We start from the raw sequence: 20384 nt of genomic DNA, 5'->3' as shown, positions 1-20384 counted from the left end.
CTCACAATATAAGGCATCGGCATCCATGTACGTTACCAAAACCGAAGTCTCATAAAGACGTAATCGTCCGGTCGGTACTGCCTCATTTAGTTTAGCTTGATGGAGTTTTTTCTTCTTCAGTTTTTAATGAGGCGGCAAGTCATTATGAGAAAGATTGGGGCTACGACAGTCGTATACGAAGGAAACGCACGCCAAAGCAATCGAGATCCCTCTTCCTTCAACTGCATTAACTACCATCTCTTTGCACCGAGATAACTTTAGGGCTTTTTCCCAGAGTTTTCTTCAAAACTCATTTTGCAAAGATAGTTCCGCATACATCTTCTTGAACCGGCGAAGCTCGTCCTCCGTGAATTTCATCGACTAAATCCTAGGCGCTTCAAGGCCACCATACTTAGCCGTCATTTATAACAGGAGGCCGCGCTCATGCTATGTTCACGGCAGAGCTGCGCAACAGGAATTCCACTTTTCCCCTGCTTCAAAATAGCAATGATCTGTGAGTCGCTAAAACGAGATTCCTTCATAAAATCAGGCCTCAATACGAAGTAACATTACAATAAGAGGCAACACTATCTCAACTTTTAAGCACGATCAATTTCAGGGGGATTACAGCCTCGTATGAGCCCCAAAAAGTTGTATTCTCATCGCATATATGCGTAGTTTTGATAACCTCTTAGCGACGGTAGCTAGGCATTCAGGGATCGAATGGGTTTCTTGTCAGATACAGACTAATGGAAATCTTATTGAAAAATCTAATAAGGAATATTCGCTTGCACTCTGTCTATTCTGCCAATTCAGGGCACATGCAAACGGCAGTGTTGGTGATAAAAGCGAGTAAGCTGTCTCTGCACTTGGAAGTTATAGGTAGAGCAGTTTCTGCTAGCAAACATACTAAATGCTTTGCATGATCAGTTTAGTCTGGATCTCGGGAAAAATCTGTATATTCGAGCAACGTGCGACCCGGGTATCTGCCGCAATAAAAATGCGCCAAGTTACGGGGCCTCTCCAACCTACTCATAGAACAATCTCCTCTAGAGGTTGCTTTATCGCTAAATCCCCTGAAGAATTTTTGGTTCACATTGAAAGTTTTTTAGTGAATTGCCAGAAAAGCTTAAGCTTTATGGCCAGTTTACGGTACGGTTAAATATCCCATGAATTTATCAAGTCTACAGAAGAAAAACCGCCCATTGGTGGCTGAGGCCTTTGCTGCGTCCCGGTCCGGGTATGCGGGGGTCGGGGTTTTAAGTCTGGTCATCAACCTGTTGATGCTGACCGGCCCAATGTTCATGCTGCATATCTATGACCGGGTGTTGGCGAGCCACAGTGTGCCGACGCTGGTGATCATCGCCAGTTTTGCCGGTATCCTGTACCTGTTCTTTGCTTTGCTTGAAGGCATCCGCGCTCGTGGGCTTTCGCGGATCTCGCAGGAGATTGACGCACGGCTGTCACGCACCGCATTTTTAGCCAACATGCGCGTGCCGCTGCGCATGGGCAATGCCGGTAAGAACGTGGACCCAATCCGCGATTTGGAGACCATGCGCCAATTTTGGGGTGGCCAAGGTCCGGCTGCGCTCTTTGATATTCCGTGGATGCCGATCTATCTAGGTCTGGTGTTTGTGCTTCACTTTTGGCTCGGCATGCTGGCTTTGGGCGGGGCTGTGATTATCCTCGCTCTTGTGCTGGCCAATGAGTTTATGAGCCGCGCGCCGGCACGCGAGCTGTCGATGCAAAATGCGCAGCGCAGCAACACCCGTTCAGGCGCCCGCCGTAATGCAGAAGTTGTGCGCGCCCTTGGCATGAGCTCCACGATGACCGCCAAGTGGGATGAGACCAACGCCAAGTTCTATGACGCGCAAACCAAGGCTGGCGATCGCGCTTCTTTGTTTGCAACGGCCATCAAAGCCTTCCGTTTCATACTTGGCTCTGCGGTTTTGGCTGTGGGTGCATGGCTGGCGATCCGTCAGGAAGTCTCTCCGGGCGTTATGATTGCAGCGTCCATCATCACCTCGCGTGCGCTGTCTCCGGTGGAGCAGGCTGTCGGTCAGTGGCGTATCTTTATCGCAGCTCGCCAATCTCGTGCCCGTCTTGAAAAAGCACTCGAAGGTCTGAACGAGACAGCACCTGAAACGGAACTGCCGCTGCCAACCAAAAGCCTCAATGTGCAACAGATCGCAACAGCCCCTCCGGGAGCCCGCGCGGTAACCTTGACAGGCGTAAACTTTGCGCTCAACGCTGGGGATGGTCTGGGTATCATCGGCCCGTCCGGATCCGGTAAAACCAGTCTGGTCCGTGCCCTTGTTGGCGTCTGGCCAATCCTACGCGGATCTATGCGTCTGGATGGCGCAGAGCCTAACCAGTGGTCCGAGGATCGCCTCGGCACTGCTGTTGGCTATCTGCCACAGGATGTTGAACTGTTTGACGGCACCATTGCGGAAAACATCTCCCGTTTTGCACCGGAGCGCAGTAACGACAAGGTATTGGAAGCCGCGCAACTTGCCGATGTACACCAACTGGTGACCAGCCTGCCAAATGGCTATGACACGCAGGTGGGTGAAGGCGGTACGCTCCTTTCTGCCGGGCAACGCCAACGTATTGGACTGGCCCGTGCACTTTACAACAGCCCGTTCCTGATCGTGCTGGATGAACCAAACTCCAATCTGGATTCAGAAGGGGAAGCAGCGCTCACCAGTGCTATCAAACTGATGCGCGAAACCGGTAGTATCGTGATTGTGGTCGCCCACCGTCCAAGTGCCATATCTGCGGTGGATCTGTTGCTTGTGGTCAAAGATGGTCAACAAGCCGCCTTTGGCCCGAAAGAAGAAGTCTTGCCCAAGATCAGTGCGCCAGCTGCCGCTACTGCCAAATCCGGACCGTTAAGCGTGGTGCCACATGTCTGAGCAAACAACACTTTCCAGCATTCAAAAGTCACGCCGTAAACATATGGGCTGGGGCCTTGCCCTTGTCGGTATTCTGGTGATTGGCCTTGGAGGCTGGGCCTCTGTTGCGCAAATTAACAGCGCGATTATCACCTCCGGCTCCATCGTAGTCGAAGGGCAGGCCAAAAAGGTTCAGCATCAGGAAGGCGGCATCATCGGTGAGATCCTCGTTAAGGATGGCGATAGGGTCAAAGCTGGCGATGTCCTATTCCGTCTGGATGAGACGGTGGTCAAAGCCAATCTGTCAATCACCCGCAAACGGCTTTACCAGATGCAGGCGCAGGAAGCGCGGCTATCTGCTGAATGGCGCAGTAAACTCAAAGTCACCTTCCCGAACAAGCTTACGATCCTTGCGAAAACCGATGCCATCACATCTGCCACCCTTGAAGGAGAGCAGGCTCTGTTTGCCGCCCGCCAGCAAGGCATCAAAGGGCGCAAGATGCAGCTTGGCGAACAAATTTCTCAGCTGGAGCAGCAGATTGTCGGGCTAACGGTGCAGCGCGACGCGAAGGCGGAAAGCATTGATCTGGTTACCCAACAGCTCTCGGACTTCTCCACCCTATTGGAAAAGCGCTTGATCAACGCCTCGCAAGTGACGGCCATCAAACGTGAACGAGCGGAGCTTGTGGGACAGCGCGGCGGGTTAATCTCGCAGGTTGCTCAAACCAAGGAAGCCATTAGCGAGAAGCGCATTCAGGTTCTGCAGTTGGATGAAGAGTTCCTCGAAAAGGTACTCTCTGATCTTCAGGAGATACGCGCTCAGATTGCCGAGCTAGAAGAACAAGAAATCACCGCAGAAGATAGACTGAAGCGCATTGATATCCGCAGCCCGCAATCGGGCTATGTGCATCAACTTAACGTGCATACGGTTGGCGGCGTAATTGCACCCGGTGACATCCTCATGCTGGTGGTGCCGGAAGACGGCAAGCTCATCGTAGAGACCCGAGTGGTTCCAACAGATGTGGACCAGTTGCTGCCGGGACAAAGCGCTTATGTGCGCCTTGCTGCCTTTGACCAGCGCACCACACCGGAACTTGGAGCGATCGTGCTTAACGTCGCACCAGACCTGACACGCGATCAGGTCACTGGCGAACAGTTCTACCTGGCCCGGTTGAAGATCCTGGAAAGCGAACTGCCCAAACTCGGCGGACAGACCCTCGTCCCCGGTATGCCAGTAGAAGGCTTCATCCAAACCGGAGAACGCACAGTCCTCTCCTACTTCATCAAACCCCTCCGCGATCAGATCGCCCATGCTCTCAAAGAGAAATAGGGATTTGGTCTGCCGTAAGTTTTGCAACTCACCAGGACCATCCTCCAATAATAGGGTGATCTTGGCAGCGCCTATAAGCGTCCGTTTGAGGATAGATCATCGTTACACTGTATATTAGATATCCTTGATAAGTCAGTAATCTCCCGTTAATGGAGTACCGGCCGGGATCGTGCTGAGATAGAAACATCTTTCCCGACCCGTGACCATACCCGCCAATTCCCGAGGCGATAGTTCAGTTTCCTTCAAAGCCAGTTTGACGACCTTGTGCCTCACCTCGTCAGGAATGCGGTTCGGGGAATGCTCAACTTGGGCAGTGTTTGCCACGCTGACAGATGGGAGTTTTCAACCAGTTGGATAACCTCAAGCTTGTCCGACGCGGTATACCTCATTCTTGGTCACCCCATCCCCGCACATGTTTTTTTGAGCAGCCGAAGTTCGAGCGTTTGCTCGACAACGACCTCCTTCAAATCACGGGTTTCGCGGTGCAGATCCTTGACCTCGTCGGATGTGGCAGCACGCGCTGTAACCGGCACTCACAGCTTCCATGAAGCCCTTCAACCACTTGTAATAGATACCTTGATGCAGGCCTTCACAACGGCACAGTTCAGCAGTGCTGCCTTCACCACGCAACCCATCCAGCACGATCCTGAAATTCTCTGCGGATGAATAAGGGTTGTGGGTGGCGCGTTTAATATCTTTGACGATCTTCTCGCCTGGACTATTGCGTATTCCTGTTGTCAATCTCATCTTCCACTCTTCAGTGGTTCCGATGAGCAAAGAATACTTTCTTATCCAATACATTTATTGGGGGTCATAAGCGCTGAGGTCAGACAATGCTGTGTCTTTGAACGGAAAAATCTGAGTTAAATTTCGCGTAGGGCGCACGTTTCAAGATGCCAATTTATTTTGTAACTACATAAATGGGGACGTAACCGCCGATAAATGTATGTAATTATTATTAATTACCTAATTCTAAAGTGAACAACCCGCTCTTAAGCGGGTTGTTGCTATATTAATATTACGCGAATGCGAAATCGTCTACTCCAAGAAGACTGGCGTCGACACCAGTAACGGTGATTACACTGCCTTCATACGTAATAACGGCATCAGAACCGACACTTGAAATCGTCAGATCTTCGAAAGAAGTTGCACCACTTTCAAACTCGATAAAATCAACACCATCGGTGAAGTCAGTAATTTCGTCGTTACCCCAGTTTGCATTGAATACAAAAGTATCGCTACCGGAACCACCAGAGAGTGTGTCGTTACCAAAACCACCATCAAGGCGGTCGTTACCAGCATTACCGTAAAGGGCATTGTCTGCAAAATTGCCAATGAGGATGTCATTGCCGGAACCAGCAATGGCATTCTCAATCACGGTACCGCGCATAATGGTCATGTTTCCTCTCAGACCATTAACGTCAGAGTAGGTTTCTGCCAACAACGAAATCTTCTGGTTGGCATTGACCGAACTGAAATCGATAGTGTCTTCTCCACCGCCGTCAATGATGGTGAACGTTGCAGGGCGGAGACTTGCGATTTCGTCGTAATATCCGCCTGCTGTAGAATTTTCACCGTAGATGGTGCCTTCTGTACGAAGATCAGTTGCTGTTCCATACAGATCCTGCATCGCAAGAATGTCAGCAATCATGGGCGTAACCACATAAGCGGTGCTGGCATCAATTGCAGTGTTCTCGCGCTGGGAGAAGTAGGACATAACTGTCCCCTGCCAGGAGTCATTATCGTAGTGGTTGCTGACCCCATAATTAGCGCTACCGTTGTAGTTGCCGGCATGGCCAAGACCAAGTGCATGCCCAATCTCATGGACGTAAGTCTGGAAGGAGTAGGAATCCAGATCTGTACCATTTCTTGCTAGCCACGATGTGTGGACGTTGACGTTTGACGAAAAGATAGTTCCCCGAGACGTTTGCGAATTAGAGTATGCGCCGCTCCGAGTATCGCTGAAGTTGATTTGTGCGCCAGAGTTGACTGCGTCAAAGTTAATGCCAGTGACCATAGTCCACGATTCAAGGGCTTTAAGCGCGAGATACTGGCCAGCACTGTTTAAGTTACCGATGTTAACAGAGATCGACCCACCTGGCTCAACGTCAAATGCTCTTCGGTTACCGTTCCAAAACGTGTCTGTGAGTTGGTTGGCGATTTCATCATTCGTGAAGGAACCGGCTGGGACCGCAATTTCTGGATCACTAGTAGGCTGAGGATCAACTGGATCCGGGTCAACCGGATCTGGATCAACCGGATCTGGATCAACCGGATCTGGATCAACTGGATCTGGATCAACTGGATCTGGATCAACTGGATCTGGATCAACTGGATCTGGATCAACTGGATCTGGATCAACTGGATCTGGATCAATTGGTTTCTCAGTTGCGACGACGTTTATTTTGTACCGTCCTCTATAAGAACCACCGCCGGAAGATACACCAATGAAATATTTGCCGCTGGAGGTCGCGGTGAAGGTAATCTCAGAGCTCCGGCCTTCGCCGCTATCATCATCAAACGCTATTTGGTTGCCGTTACTATCATAAAGAGCAAGGACGGTATCGCGGACACCATAGTAACCTACGCCAGCAAGGGAGATGGTGTATTCTTGGCCTGCGACTAAGTCGACTGCAACTGCGTCTCGATCACCACGGTAGCTCAGCGAACCAACAAATGATTCACCAGGCGTGAGCGAATAGGGAGTCGCACGACTGAAGGGCGCATCCCACCGTTCAAATTTATAGGATGAAGATCCATAGGGAACTGGGCCATATGGATGGCGGCCATAGGGAAACGATCCGTAGCCTCGATGATACGAAAAATTCATGTAAATCTCCAGATTAAAATAGATACAAGATAGTAAAAATAGAAATTTATACCTATGTGCAACTAGAAAAATATATTGATCCGAAATTAACAACAATAATATGGATATGCATAAATATTAAAATACATTAGTGAAATATATTGTTATCTATCCTAGTACAAATGAACAATAATTTATAATTTCCTATCTAAAACTAAGTTACGTTGATAATTCAATTCAAACTTTAATGTATATATCACGATATTGCAGGCGACATTACTAGGTTCAAGATGTTCTAAATATATTGGTTTATCATTCAAGCTCTTTGACAGGAGGGCTTGATGAACAGCGGTCTTTCTGGCTTTCAGAATGTAATTTGCGCGGATACACAAACTTTGTCGCTGGTCGCTTTACGGATGCCGACAGGACAGAGAGCTGGCTCAGGGATTTTAGACAGCTGGTATAAGTGGATTTAGTTCCTGAAACTGATATGATGCCAAGAACAGAAGTCCACCTTGAGCAGGCGTACTCGCCGGAACCATAGCCCGGCCTTTAAAGCGAAAGCCACGTTTATTGCACTTCACGGAGAGAAGACCTTGAACGAATTAGACCAGGACAACGATGTGCACGCGAACCAGATCAAAATTCTCAGTTCACCAGCATAGATTTTATGGATGGGCTCAAGCGCGAGAAGGTCAAGATCTCTATGGATAATAAGGGCGTCCAGCACGATAATGTTTTTATCCGCCAGTCCAATCGTTAATACAGGCAGGATGCACAACAGAAAAACCTGCATAGTTTATGTGTTGTCTTGAATCTGGAGCCACGAGTAACTATATATACAAAATGCGTTTACAGCCGTCATTGGCATCTGTTCTTCCGGCTTACCGGTTGCTAGGTTCCCCCCTGATTTTGCGAACGTTGCAACCCATGTGCATGTTGTGCATGGAAAACACACCCTCTCGCCTCCGGCTCCGGGTATACTTACAAGGTATCAATCATGACTATCGGCACCGTAAAATTCTTCAACTCCACAAAAGGTTTTGGTTTTATTTCTCCTGAAGATGGCGGAAAAGACGCATTTGTTCACATTTCTGCTGTCGAAAGAGCAGGTCTTTCCGGTCTAGAGGAAGGTCAAAAGATCTCCTACGATCTGGAAAATGGCCGTGACGGCAAGGTTTCTGCAGTGAACCTGCAACAGGCTGACTAATTAAAAATCAGAGCCACGCTTATTGTGTGGCTCTGACCTCAGTGGATGGCCTGAAACCGGCTTTGAGTTTCGAAATCACCTGTCGAAAATCGCCTCACGCTATCAGCAGAACAGCTCTGCGCTTGGACTCTTGTGGATGTTTGATCTACTTTATGAAGCCCTCCTGATCAAAATAACCAGAAATCCTTCGATTTTCCCCACACTGTTCACAACCAAAACTGCCGGTTTTCTCAAATTCCTTTGACGGAACTGGAAAAACATGCTTACCGCATTCGCGTGATATTGGTGCAAATCCGCATCTTATTTCTGAGTAATCTCAAACACCCACTAATACTGATAGCCAAGATTTTCACGGGTAAATCGTAGACTACGAAGGCTCCGCAAACAGCGCGGAGTGTGCTCGCAGTGAGATTTGACGGGGGTTCCGCTGACCCCAATCCGTATAAAGATCAGCCATTATGGTTCCCGAGTATTCTTCAGCCATTTGAACGGTAATGGCGCCCTTACCTTGTTCACCAAACACCACCACTTCATCTCCCAAGACGACATCATCGAGATTTGAAACATCGACAACGATGGTATTCATCGAAATTTTCCCGAGTACAGGTAAACGGCACCCACTGATTAAAACCTGACTGCGCCCTGCAAACTGGCGTAAAAACCCATTCGCATATCCTAAGGAGACAGTGGCTAGTCTCTTATCTTGATCCAGTACAGCTTGACGATCATACCCAATGGTGCTGCCTTTCGGGAAATTCCCAAGACCTGTCACACGCGCTTTTAAGGTCATGGTTGTTTTAAAACCAAGCTCGGGTTTAACAATGCCATAAAGGACTGCGCCGCATCTCATCATATCAACGTGGGGGTCAAACTTGGAAACCAGCGTCAGTGTACTGCCCGCATGGATGAGCATCTGGCTCCGTTGCAAGTTGCTATGACGCAGAACCCAATCCACATCCTCATGAAAGCGCGTAATGCTGGCGGATAATTCTTCAGGCACGTTTGACGGAAAATGGGTACATATGCCCACGATATGCTCCGATAAGAGCCTGATAATCTCACGGCAGGCCAATTGTTCAGGAGAACTGGAGAGTTCCAAACCATCGCGGGACATACCGCCGGCGTTCAAGGAGAGGTGGAAGTCTATCTTGACCCCCTGTTTTTGCATGAGCGCCCTAAGCTTATGGGCAGCCTCAACACTACTTATTTGTTCTTGAACACCATATTCGATCGCCTCTGCAATCTCATCAAAAGTAGCCGTACGCAGACGCATTATGGTTCCGGTAAAACCGGCAACACGGACTGCATGAGCCTCCACATTCGAGGTTATGCCCACACAGGTAATGCCATGGCGGACAAGGATTGGAACGATATTTTTTATGCCATGTCCATAAGCATCCGCCTTCAACACTGCGCAGAAGTGTGTTTGATCTGGCAAGAGACTTAAAGCAAGAAGCAGATTCCTCTCGATATGAGCGCAGGAAATCTCGCACCAAGACGAAAATAATGGCGTCGTTATCATTAGATATACCGATCTGAGAACTCAAAGTGCCAAGTGCGCCAGCCACAAATCGTGACCGGCACCTGACATCCATCAGCCAAACACTAACTCTGGCAACCAGAGTGCAACCTGAGGAATGAAAGTTGTGATGATGAGTGTTGGCAGCCATGCAAAGGCAATCATGATAAGCGTTGGCTTTATCATTTTGTTGACGGGTGCATCTGTCACACGAGCGCCGAGATAAAGCAGCGGTGCAGTCGGAGGCGTGATATTTGCCATCCCAAGGTTTACGCCCAAAACGGCTGCAAAATGAATAGGTTCCATACCCACACTTTGAACGATGGGCAGCAACAATGGAGCTGAAAGCAACAGACCGGAGATATCATCCATCAACATGCCAATCAGGATCATCACAAGATTAACCATGAGCAAAATAATGATGGGGTTATCGGAAACAGAATAAATCAGCTCTTTGGCAAGTGCCGGAATGTTTTCAAACACCAGAAACTGGCTTACGATCAACACCATAAACACCATCATCATGACAACGCCAATGGTTGTACCGGCATACCGAAGTGTCGGGAAAAAGTTTTCTTTGCTCAAACCGCGGTAAATAAAGAAACCGATTGGAATAGCATAGATCACAGCCACACCTGCCGCTTCTGTGGGGGTCATTACACCGCCATAGATGCCGCCAAGGATGATAACAGGCATGAGAAGCGCTGGAATTGCCTTGAAACTACGGCTGCGAAGTTCAAATGTGAATTTGCCTTCAAAACGCTCTGTTTTCAAACCCTTCACATTACGCAGCATGAAGAAATTCACGATGCACAAAAAGCAAATCAAGAGCACGCCTGGCACAACAGTGGCCAGAAAACACTTCAGTACAGATTGCTGCGTTGTCCAAGCATAAAGGATCTGCGAGGAACTGGGCGGGATCAAAAGACCAAGCGGACTGGCGCTCACGATCAGGGCTGCGGCCATCCCTTCAGGATAGTTTGCCTTGCGAAGATGTGGCATCATAATTGAGCCGATGCACGTCAACGTTGCCGCTGCTGACCCGGAAATGGCACCGAATATTCCGCTGGCGACGACGGCAGCAGCACTGAGCCCACCGCGCATATTGCCAACCAAAAGCTCTGCCAATGCCACCAGAGGCGCCGCAATGCGGCCCCGCTCCATGATAGCTCCAGCCAGAATAAACAGAGGAATGGCAAGCAATACCAGTGAGCTGACTTTCCAATGCCCGGTTGGCATAAAGCCACTCACATCATGACCACCAAACATGGCAATGAATAACAACACTGCCCCGAATGCCATAGGCACGCTGACGCCGATAACCAGCATGATGCAGATAAGAATAAGGCTTCCGATAATAATCATAGGGCTGGCTCTTTGATTTTGTCTTGTTCAAGCGCGGGTTGTATCGGCTGAGGTGTTTCGAAAACCTCCAAAGCCGGTGCATCCTCAGCCATTTTTGGGCCAGCTTTTAACAGCACGATTAGATGCAACAGGCTGTAAAACGCCATAGTCGCAAAACCGACAAGCATAGCAGACCGCGGCACAAGAAAGGGAATGCGTAGGGCGATTGTGGTGCGCCAGCGGGGATAGCTGCCAACTTCGTCTATAATCATCAACAGGGACCAATAGACCAAAGCCATCGCAATAATGAACTCAATCGCGCCAATAATTGCTGAACGAATATGGGCTTTGCGGGGATCTTTAATGACATAGGTCAGCAAGTCTGCATTTACATGAGTGCCATCATAGGTGCCCATAGCGCTGCCAGCGAAGTACATCCAGAAGCAAATGATAAGCAGCCATTCCTCATAGGCAAAAAGGTCAGATCCAAAACCATATCGAAAGATCACGACGAGAAAAAAAGTCCCGGCCATAACGATGCAGCCAATGGCAAGTAACCAGGATTTAATTGTAACCAACCGGTTCACAAATTTCGAAAGACCTGGGGAGAGCTGTTGTGAAAGTTCTGACATGAATGCCTATTGTGCTGGCTGTTTTCAGGTGGGCACACGGGCGGCATAAACCGCCCATGCGATATAAATTTGCCTGTGATTATTTGTCAGCCATCAAAGCATCAATAACGTCTTTGCCGACAATCTCTGCAATCTGTGGCCAAACATCAGCACGTACCTTGTCTGCAATTGCAGCACGGTCTTCATTTGAAATTTCCACCACGTCGTAACCGCTCTCAGCCAGTTTGGTTAAGTACTGGGCTTCGTTATTACGGCCCCATGCAGCGTAGTCGGTTGCAGCCTTATCAAATGCAGCCTGAACAATGGTCTTTTGGTCGGCGTTCAGTTTCTCCCAGGTTTTACCGGAAGCGTAGTAAGTGGTGTTTTCTACGACTGCATTGTAAGGAATGAAAGCTTTACCCACGTCTGAAGTAGCAAAAGCGCTGTAGGCCAGTTGGGCTGTACAACAAATTGCACCATCTACTGTACCAGCTTGAATGGCAGGGAAAATCTCGCCCCAGTTCATGGTTGTCGCATTAAAGCCGATGGATTCAACTGTGGCTTTAATAACGCGCGAACTCCACACGCGGATATTCATGTCCTTATCACCGGTGTTGTTTGCATTGGCTGGAACACCGGTTGCAACAACGCCGATAAAGCCTTCGGGTGCATTTGCCAGAAGTTTCAGGCCTAAGCCATCCAAACGCTCAGCAAAGATTTTGTTAAACGCAGACCCCTTGTTCAGGTACACTTTTTCAGCTTCATCCCAGCTGCTGACAAGGTAAGGCAGAGAGTTAATCTCAAGAACGGGATCACTGTGTGCATAAACAACAGCATGCACCAGGTCTACGTTTCCGCGTGCAGCAGCCTCAAACAATTCTTCACCGCCGCCAAGCTGTGCAGCCGGAAACACGGTCACATTCAACCCAACATTAGCAGCCTCAATATCGCCCTTGATCTGGTCAAGGAGGGTGTTTCCGTAATGCTCAACTGGCACAACGCCCGCCAGCTTCAATGTCATATCAGCCGAAGCTGCGCTGCTCAGACCAATGGTGAGCGCGGCAGCTGCCACAAACTTTGAAAAATGTTTCAATATAATTTCCTCCGGTGCTGCACTTGCGTGCGATATTTTTGCGCTGGTGAGAGCCCACTCATTTTGTAGGCTCCCCACGCTCCCTACGCATAACTTCATAGGACCAAGGCTGGACCTATTAGGCAAGTTCATATAATTAATGCTGATATAAATTTGAGTAATATACCTATGAACAAAACCTTAATTGAACGCTTCTGCAGAAACCTTGACTGGAATCTTCTCTACACATTTCTGGTCATTGTTGAAGAGAAAGGCGTGACGCGAGCTGCCAAGCGACTTTTGGTAACGCAACCTGCCACGACCAATGCACTTAAGCGTCTGGAAAATCAGTTTGATTGTACGCTGATAGATCGCACGGCCAGCGAGTTTACATTGACCAAAGCAGGGCATTTACTCTTTGAAGAATGCCTGGAGATTTGCAGTGGCGTCGCGCGTATAGCCGAAGTGCTAAAGGATGTTCGCGAGGAAGTCACAGGCCACGTTTCCATTGCCACGGCAACACACGCCGAGTCACCTGTTATCGACGCGGCATTGATACGTTTTCACAAAGCTTTTCCTAAAGCCACGTTATCAATCAACGTCGCGACAAGTGGCGATGTCGTCACGCTTGTCAAACGCAAAGCAGCCTCCTGCGGGATCGGACTGACAACAGCGAAGCAATCCGGCCTCAACTACGACCTGATTTATCGTGAGCGATTTGCCCTTTATTGTGGTCGAAGCAGTCCCCTTTACGGCAAGGCAGATGTTGACCGCGATGAATTGGCAAAACAGCCATATGTAACCTTTCCAACAGACGAACCCGGCGGCGAAATGAGCGAGTTTGCTTTAGCCCGAAGCAAGCTGGGCTTTAACAAAGCACCTGTCGGGCGCTCCTATCATCTAGAGGAGTTAAGGCGCATGATTGAAATTGGCATCGGAGTGGGACCCTTCCCCATACATGTGGCCCAGCCATTTGTTGAAATGGGGCGGTTATGGCGGATCCCGTGTATTGAAGATTTGCCCATCTACAAGGTTGCGCTGAGCTAACGGTGAATCTTGGTGACGGAGTGAATTGCGGCGTATCATAGCAAGTGATTGAGGCTTGCTTTTGACTCCAGAGGAGCTGATACGCCTATGACAGATGATAGTGTTATCCCGCTTGTGCAGCCAGGGGAATTTCAAGATGCACTTACGGAAGTTTTGCGTTCGGGTGCACAGCAACTTTTGCGAGCGGCCATTGAGAGTGAAGTCATGAGCGTGCTTTCGCTTTACTCGGACTTAAAATTACCAGATGGCCGTCAGCGGGTGGTTCGGCATGGGCATTTGCCAGAGCGACAGGTCCAGACTGGCGTTGGGCCAGTCACGGTCAGCAAACCTCGGATCCGGGATCGAGATGAGAATGCAGAAGAGAAAATTCATTACCATTCCAATCTGTTACCTAATTATCTGCGCCGTTCAACCAGTCTTGATGAATTGATCCCAGCGCTCTATTTGCGTGGGGTTTCTACCAATAATGTTCAGCAAGCTTTGAGTGCTTTGTTGGGTGTTGATGCCCCCAACCTTTCACCGGATGTCATCCGCGGCCTTGTCAAAAGCTGGCGATCTTTATGGGAAGAGTGGAAAACCAGAGACCTGTCAGCGCGCAACTACGTTTATATGTGGGCAGATGGCATCTATCTGAAAGCCCGGGGAGAACGGGAAAGTCGCTGTATTCTGGTGTTGATCGGGGCAACACCGGAAGGCAAGAAAGAGCTGATTGGCTTTGATGATGGCTACCGGGAAGATACTCAGAGCTGGCGGGAGCTACTGCTTGCTCTCAAAGCTCGCGGCTTGCAGATCGAACCGAAGTTGGCTGTCGGTGATGGTGCTCTGGGTTTCTGGGCGGCATTGCGGGAAGTCTTTAGCACAACAAAAGCTCAACGCTGCTGGGTCCACAAGACAATGAATGTCTTAAGCAAAATGCCTAAATCCTTGCAGGCCAAAGCAAAGAAAGATCTACAGGATATCTGGATGGCAGAGAACCGCGTAGATGCTGAGACGGCTTTTGATCTTTTCATAGAGAAATTTGAGGCCAAATACCCCAAAGCCACGCAATGCCTTGCCAAGGATAGGATCGAACTGTTGGCTTTTTATGACTTTCCTGCTGAGCATTGGGGGCATATCAGAACCACCAATCCAATTGAATCAACCTTTGCGACTGTGCGCCACAGAACAAGGCAGACCAAGAACTACCTCTCCCGGGATACTGCAATGCCAATGGTCTTCATGCTGATCAAGGCAGCGGAGAAGCGCTGGCAGAAATTGAGAGGCAAAAATCAATTGCCTAAGATAATACAGGGTGTCATCTTCAAAAATGGCATCGAGAGTGATGCAAACCAAAATCACGCCGCCTGAAACCCATCACCAACTTTTGCGGTTAGCTCGGTTGCGCTCATCACCAATCCAAAGACCAGACGAAATGCAGCAGAGGCAGCCTTCATCGAAATTCTACTGGATGAAATTGCGAGAACACCGTTGGAGCTGCGCAGCTACTTAGACTGATCCGACGATAATTCTCAGGATTGAGGAGACATAACGCCTCCGCCGAAGTCACAACGGAGGCGTATTATGCAATCAGAGCTCCAACAACTGATCAATCAGCTCAAGAAAGAGACCTGTCCCAACTGGAATAATCTCGTCTGGAAAATCATAATCAGGATTGTGCAGTTGCGGTTGATCCTCGCCGGACCCTAGGAAGAACATCGCAGATTTTGCTCCATCCAACCCAAAGCGGCCAAAATCCTCTGACCAGCGCATAGGATAATCCAGTTCGCGAAGCACCGCGCCTCTCGCCCTTGCAGCGGTGATGATGCGATCCCGGCAATCAGGGTCATTCACGCCTGCTAAGAAGATGTCATGCCATGAGATATCCACCTCAAGACCAGTGGCGGCAGCGGCAACACATTTTTCGGCATTGGCAACCATAGCTGCCATCAGATCGTCGCTGATGCTGCGGAGTGTTACACGAACCTCACCAAACCCCGGCGCAATGCCAAAGGTCGGCTCCCCTAAACGAGCGTGTGTTAGGGTACTTAGTGAGAATTGATCATTCATCTCCCCGCCCTGCCCTAGGCAAGCAAGCTCTGGCATAAGGACCGATAGGGCGGGACCGGGAGAAACACCATCCTCCGGCGCAGCTGCATGGGAGCTTTTCCCGGTCAGCACAATCTGCATACCTCGGGAGGCACAGTTTGCAACACTTCTGCAAATGCTCACCTCACCCAAAGGGCGGCCCGGCAAATTATGCAAGGAAAACGCATAGTCTGGGCGGAATTCGGCAAACTTAGGATCGGCAATAACAGCAACAGCTCCAGCCCCGGTTTCCTCTGCAGGCTGGAACATAAGGATCACCCGCCCCATGGCAGGGCGCTTTTCAGCGAGCATCTTGGCAATGCCCAAGACCATGGTCATGTGACCATCATGCCCGCAAAGATGCCCTTTGCCCTCAACGCGCGACCGATAGGCAGCCCTTGATATTTCCTGAATTGGAAGACCATCCAACTCACACCGGATCATCACAGTCGGCCCACCAGCTTTCCCTTTATATTCGGCAAGAACTCCATGCCCACCGAGCCCGCTAACAACACGATCCGCCCCGATCTCACGAAGTTGCCCGGCAATATATGCGGCGGTCTTTTCTTCTTCCCCGGAGATCTCAGGTGCTGCATGTAAAGTATGGCGAATATCAACAAGATCAGTGATTTGGTGCTTTGACAAAGCTTTCATTTTTTCTCCCCCAAATCCAGTTATGGCTTCGCCCGCATCAACATGCCAAACAAGTCCCGCGGGTCATCCGGGTCCGCAACCATGTCCAATTGCTGGTATAAGTCGGTCCCAACAATATTATCGCGCACATACCGTAGAGCGGAGAAATCCTCTACAGCAAAGCCAACACCATCGAATAAGGTAATTTGCCGGTCATCACGACGCCCCTTCACCTCACCGGAAATAACCTGCCACATTTCAGTGACCGGAAAGTCCTCAGGCATTTGCTGGATTTCGCCTTCAATACGCGTCTGCGGCGGAAATTCAACAAAGACATCGGACCGGCTCAAAATATCCTTGTGAAGCTCCGTCTTACCCGGACAATCCCCGCCAATTGCGTTGATATGAACCCCCGGCCCGACCATGTTGTCTGTTAAAATAGTGGCACACTGTTTGTCTGCCGTGCAGGTGGTGATGATCTGAGCACCTTCGATAGCGTCCTCCGGCGTTGCACAAGCAACCAGGGTCAACCCCTGCCCGGACAAATTTCGAACAAGTTTTTCAGTCGCCTTGCTGTCGATGTCATACAAACGCAAGGTATCTATACCCACTAAACTCTTCATGGCCAGCGCCTGGAATTCGGATTGAGCCCCATTTCCAATCATTGCCAAAACCTTGGAATTCTTCGGAGCAAGGTATTTGGCAACCATCCCGGAGGTTGCTGCCGTACGAAGAGCAGTAAGCAGCGTCATTTCAGAAACAAGCACCGGGTAACCAGTATTCACATTTGCAAGAAGGCCAAAGGCTGTGACGGTCTGTAGCCCCTCCTTGGTGTTCTTAGGATGCCCATTGACATACTTGAACCCATAGACTTCCCCATCGGAGGTTGGCATCAGCTCAATCACACCTTCAGCAGAGTGACTTGCAACGCGGGGCGTTTTGTCAAACAACTCCCACCGACGAAAATCATCTTCCACATATGTCGCAATCCCTCCAATCATTTCCTCAACACCAATGGAGTGAACAAGCTTCATCATGTTGTCGACACTCACAAAGGGAACCATTGCAAGATTGGAAGGGCTTGGGATTGTCATTGTTACTTCCTCGATAGGTGTATTGTTTGTCTGATCAAACAGTCCTGCCGATAGACAAGTCAGGCAGCACATAAAACATGTATTCGAACACCAATAAATTATGACTTCAAATACCAAAGCCTGGGTCGAAATTACATAGACGTCACAGCGAGTAAAAACGGATTCCGCGATATAATTCAAATTCATACTATGTATATCAGTATAAATCTTCAAAATACCCCATATTTCGCACATGGATTTCCGGGTCGCAAATCTGATAGTAGATGAAATTGGACTGTCGCAGGAAAAGTGGAGAGCCTCCTCCTCCCTTTTTCACGCTGCGTTTCAAAGGAAATTGGCGATTGATAGCCTAACGCTGAGTGGGATTGTAAAAGCCCTCGATGCATAGGCCAATTGCCTTTTCTACTTCTTGCCGCATTTGAAAAATGCGTTCACCACAACATTTTTTCCTCAATAGTTTTAAACACGGTTTCCACCATGGAATTATCAAAGCAATCGCCCTTAGCGTTCATGAAAGAGGTGATTTCATGTCTCGTTGAGAGCCGCAGATAAGCATCAGAGCAATACTGACTGCCCCCTATCCGAATGATGGATGAGGCCATCTAGAGAGGAGCATATCGCCAGCGCCGTTTGAGTGCCTTACTGCCAGATCTGCCTTCATTCGCTGGCTAGTCATCCAGCCAACAATGCGTCCTGAGAACAGATTCACGACAATCGCCAGATACAGCCAACCTTCCGCCGTTCAGACCCAAGAAATGTCCGCTCCCCACTTCTGACCAGAGCCGGGGCATGAGAAATCCTGCTCCAATAGGTTCGGGGCGACCGGATTGTTATGATGGCTGCCTGTGGTCCTCATTGTGCGTCGGCAGAGTTTTTGGGTCCAGGAGCTGGAAAACTAAGAGAGTTTGGCTGATCTGGTTGGTTTGATTATGCGGCGTGTTGCCTGTGATGCAAGCGGCGCATTTCGAGTGTCTTTCGTTTGATCCCTTCCCTTTGTTTTAGAATAGCTTTGTCGCGCCCGAAGTAGACGTCGGCGGCCGTGAGGTTGCTTAAACTCTCATGGTTGTAGTGAGTGATGAAGACTTCGATCTGGTCTTCAAGGTCACCCGGCAGGGCGTCGTTTTCCAGCAGAATCCGGTTCTTCAGAGTTTGATGCCACCTTTCGATCTTTCCCTGGGTTTGGGGGTGATAGGGTGCACCGCGCGTGTGCTTCATACCTTTTCCCTGTAACCATTCTGCCAGATCACCAGAGACGTAGCTGGAGCCATTATCGCTTAATAACCGGGGGTTTTGGGCAACGTGAACCTGATCGCAACCTGATGCCTGCAGCGCTAGATCCAATGTGTCGGTCACATCTTCAGCCCTCATGTTGGTGCTGAGATAGAACCACCCCCAACTGAGAACCTTGAGATAGGTGAAGTCCGTTTGCCAGAGCTGATTGATGGCTGTCGTTTTGTCTTTGAACTCACTCGCTGCCTTGATGACGATGAAGGCGGGGCTGGTGATCAGGTCGTGTGCCTTCAATACGCGGTAGACAGAAGCCTCTGATACAAAATACCTTTCCCGATCAGCGAACGTAACCGCCAATTCCCGAAGTGATAGCTCCGTCTCTTTCAAAGCCAGCTTGACGACCTTGCGCCTTACCTCGTCAGGAATGCGATTCCAGACGTGCCTGGGTTTGGGAGATTGATCATTCAGTCCAGCCTCCCCGCGCTGTAGATAACGCTCATACCAACGATAGAACGTGGTGCGGGGAATACCGAGCTTGGCCAGTGTTTGGCGAGCTGACAGGTGGCCTTCGTCAACCAACCTGATGATCTCCAGCTTCTCAGATGCGGCATACCTCATTCTGGGTCGCCCCCACCGTCGAACATGTTTTTTTTTGAGCAAGCGGAGTTCAAGCGTTTGTTCAGCCACCACTTCCTTCAAATCGCGAGCTTCCCGGCGGAGGTCTTTAACCTCTTCAGTATTTGCCGCACACGCCGTGTCACCAGACAGACGCCGCTTGCCTGCTTCCATGAAGTCTTTCGACCACTTGTAGTAGATACCTTGTGATAAGCCTTCCCGGCGGCATAGCTCAGCAATACTGTCTTCACCGCGCAGCCCATCCAGCACGATCCTGATCTTTTCTTCTGATGAATAGGGTTTGCGGGTGGCGCGTTTGATATCTTTGACGATCTTCTCGCCAGGGCTATTGCCTGTTCCTGTTGTCTAGTTCATGTCCCACTCCTCAGTGGTTACGATGAGCCAAAAACACTCTCTTATCAAATACTGCTATTTGGACCCATAGGGGCTGACGTCAGACAATCAGGCGACAATGCCTATTTTAAAGAGGCTACAGCAGGTAGCACCCTCATTCCCACTCTCTCTGCATTATTTGCACTATTAGAAGATTATGGGTCGACTGGGCGTTTAGCAGATCTCTGTTCAAAAAACTACAACATTGCACAATGCAGCTTTGGGCTCCTGATGAGCAATCCGAACATGATCTTTTCTCTGGCGGGCAACTTCACGGTATTACTATTCCTGATTTACCTATTACCCATGACGGTAAGGAGTTATTAGAAATCTTAACTGTAGTAGTTTCCGATCATGACAAAACAAATGAACTTTCGACAATGAAGCACGGAATCTACCCACTCATTCTATTGGCATGCAGGCACTATAACTTTCCAGTACCACCAACTTTTTGGATTCCATCAGAACTGTGTGCTAAATTTCTGAAGAGTTGCATCAAATCACTTGCTTCCATACAGCTTCCTGCGCAAGTCACCCCCG

13 protein-coding genes and 2 pseudogenes are annotated in these 20384 nt (G+C 49.4%); 6 read left to right on the top strand and 9 right to left on the bottom strand.

Annotated elements, in window-relative coordinates; all coding sequences use genetic code 11:
- The first annotated feature begins 1148 nt into the window (after positions 1-1148).
- Positions 1149-2894, top strand: a complete 1746-nt coding sequence (locus BLS62_RS26550) for a type I secretion system permease/ATPase (protein WP_093188400.1) — start codon at positions 1149-1151, stop codon at positions 2892-2894.
- On the top strand, positions 2887-4203 hold the full coding sequence (locus tag BLS62_RS26545; protein WP_093175114.1) for an HlyD family type I secretion periplasmic adaptor subunit: 1317 nt from the start codon (positions 2887-2889) through the stop codon (positions 4201-4203). The genes BLS62_RS26550 and BLS62_RS26545 overlap by 8 nt, the downstream gene beginning before the upstream one ends.
- A 311-nt stretch (positions 4204-4514) precedes the next feature.
- On the opposite strand, the pseudogene BLS62_RS32315 reads toward BLS62_RS26545, so the two are convergent.
- A pseudogene (locus BLS62_RS32315) lies at positions 4515-4950 on the bottom strand (transposase); the annotation flags it as partial.
- Positions 4951-5221: 271 nt separating this feature from the next.
- Positions 5222-7033 (bottom strand): M10 family metallopeptidase C-terminal domain-containing protein, encoded by a 1812-nt coding sequence (locus BLS62_RS26535; protein WP_093188393.1) that lies wholly within the window; start codon positions 7031-7033, stop codon positions 5222-5224.
- A gap of 494 nt (positions 7034-7527) precedes the next feature.
- On the opposite strand from BLS62_RS26535, the pseudogene BLS62_RS32310 reads away from it, so the two are divergent.
- Both BLS62_RS32310 and BLS62_RS26525 read left to right on the top strand, forming a co-directional pair.
- Positions 7528-7653: pseudogene (locus BLS62_RS32310) on the top strand (IS3 family transposase); the annotation flags it as partial.
- A gap of 359 nt (positions 7654-8012) precedes the next feature.
- Positions 8013-8222: a cold-shock protein gene (locus BLS62_RS26525; RefSeq protein WP_093188387.1), complete on the top strand. Its 210-nt coding sequence runs from the start codon at positions 8013-8015 to the stop codon at positions 8220-8222.
- A gap of 367 nt (positions 8223-8589) precedes the next feature.
- Here the strand turns inward: BLS62_RS26525 and alr are convergent, their stop codons facing one another.
- From alr to dctP, 4 genes are all read right to left on the bottom strand, one after another.
- Positions 8590-9744, bottom strand: coding sequence for an alanine racemase (gene alr, locus BLS62_RS26515; RefSeq protein WP_093188380.1), 1155 nt, complete (start codon positions 9742-9744; stop codon positions 8590-8592).
- 72 nt (positions 9745-9816) lie between these two features.
- Positions 9817-11106 (bottom strand): TRAP transporter large permease, encoded by a 1290-nt coding sequence (locus BLS62_RS26510; protein ID WP_093188377.1) that lies wholly within the window; start codon positions 11104-11106, stop codon positions 9817-9819.
- Positions 11103-11618, bottom strand: coding sequence for a TRAP transporter small permease (locus tag BLS62_RS26505; RefSeq protein WP_208991103.1), 516 nt, complete (start codon positions 11616-11618; stop codon positions 11103-11105). Before BLS62_RS26505 ends, BLS62_RS26510 begins: the two co-directional genes overlap by 4 nt.
- 178 nt (positions 11619-11796) lie before the next feature.
- Entirely contained in the window at positions 11797-12789 is a 993-nt protein-coding gene (dctP, locus tag BLS62_RS26500) for a TRAP transporter substrate-binding protein DctP (RefSeq protein ID WP_208991102.1), read from the bottom strand.
- 168 nt (positions 12790-12957) lie between these two features.
- On the opposite strand from dctP, the gene BLS62_RS26495 reads away from it, so the two are divergent.
- Both BLS62_RS26495 and BLS62_RS26490 read left to right on the top strand, forming a co-directional pair.
- The gene (locus BLS62_RS26495; RefSeq protein WP_093188368.1) at positions 12958-13815 is read left to right on the top strand and encodes a LysR family transcriptional regulator; all 858 of its coding nucleotides are present in this window, start codon (positions 12958-12960) and stop codon (positions 13813-13815) included.
- An 87-nt stretch (positions 13816-13902) separates the two neighbouring features.
- The gene (locus BLS62_RS26490; RefSeq protein ID WP_093188365.1) at positions 13903-15162 is read left to right on the top strand and encodes an IS256 family transposase; all 1260 of its coding nucleotides are present in this window, start codon (positions 13903-13905) and stop codon (positions 15160-15162) included.
- 219 nt (positions 15163-15381) lie between these two features.
- Here the strand turns inward: BLS62_RS26490 and BLS62_RS26485 are convergent, their stop codons facing one another.
- The 3 genes from BLS62_RS26485 to BLS62_RS26475 all read right to left on the bottom strand — a co-directional run bounded on the left by BLS62_RS26485 (position 15382) and on the right by BLS62_RS26475 (position 19784).
- Complete coding sequence (locus BLS62_RS26485; RefSeq protein ID WP_093188362.1) at positions 15382-16533, bottom strand: amidohydrolase; 1152 nt, start codon at positions 16531-16533, stop codon at positions 15382-15384.
- A gap of 20 nt (positions 16534-16553) precedes the next feature.
- Positions 16554-17606: an ornithine cyclodeaminase gene (locus BLS62_RS26480; RefSeq protein ID WP_093188359.1), complete on the bottom strand. Its 1053-nt coding sequence runs from the start codon at positions 17604-17606 to the stop codon at positions 16554-16556.
- Between the two features lie 927 nt (positions 17607-18533).
- The gene (locus BLS62_RS26475; protein ID WP_093188356.1) at positions 18534-19784 is read right to left on the bottom strand and encodes a helix-turn-helix domain-containing protein; all 1251 of its coding nucleotides are present in this window, start codon (positions 19782-19784) and stop codon (positions 18534-18536) included.
- Between the last annotated feature and the right edge of the window lie 600 nt (positions 19785-20384).

It is taken from the genome of Pseudovibrio sp. Tun.PSC04-5.I4, from assembly GCF_900104145.1.
In the GTDB taxonomy this organism is placed as follows: Bacteria; Pseudomonadota; Alphaproteobacteria; order Rhizobiales; family Stappiaceae; genus Pseudovibrio.
This window is presented reverse-complemented; position numbering and strand designations above follow the sequence as displayed.

Coding starts and splice junctions, on each gene's coding strand:
- BLS62_RS26550 (WP_093188400.1), top strand. CDS start 1,149: ATGAATTTATCAAGTCTACAGAAGAAAAACCGCCCATTGGTGGCTGAG.
- BLS62_RS26545 (WP_093175114.1), top strand. CDS start 2,887: ATGTCTGAGCAAACAACACTTTCCAGCATTCAAAAGTCACGCCGTAAA.
- BLS62_RS26535 (WP_093188393.1), bottom strand. CDS start 7,033: ATGAATTTTTCGTATCATCGAGGCTACGGATCGTTTCCCTATGGCCGC.
- BLS62_RS26525 (WP_093188387.1), top strand. CDS start 8,013: ATGACTATCGGCACCGTAAAATTCTTCAACTCCACAAAAGGTTTTGGT.
- alr (WP_093188380.1), bottom strand. CDS start 9,744: ATGATAACGACGCCATTATTTTCGTCTTGGTGCGAGATTTCCTGCGCT.
- BLS62_RS26510 (WP_093188377.1), bottom strand. CDS start 11,106: ATGATTATTATCGGAAGCCTTATTCTTATCTGCATCATGCTGGTTATC.
- BLS62_RS26505 (WP_208991103.1), bottom strand. CDS start 11,618: ATGGCCGGGACTTTTTTTCTCGTCGTGATCTTTCGATATGGTTTTGGA.
- BLS62_RS26495 (WP_093188368.1), top strand. CDS start 12,958: ATGAACAAAACCTTAATTGAACGCTTCTGCAGAAACCTTGACTGGAAT.
- BLS62_RS26490 (WP_093188365.1), top strand. CDS start 13,903: ATGACAGATGATAGTGTTATCCCGCTTGTGCAGCCAGGGGAATTTCAA.
- BLS62_RS26485 (WP_093188362.1), bottom strand. CDS start 16,533: ATGAAAGCTTTGTCAAAGCACCAAATCACTGATCTTGTTGATATTCGC.
- BLS62_RS26480 (WP_093188359.1), bottom strand. CDS start 17,606: ATGACAATCCCAAGCCCTTCCAATCTTGCAATGGTTCCCTTTGTGAGT.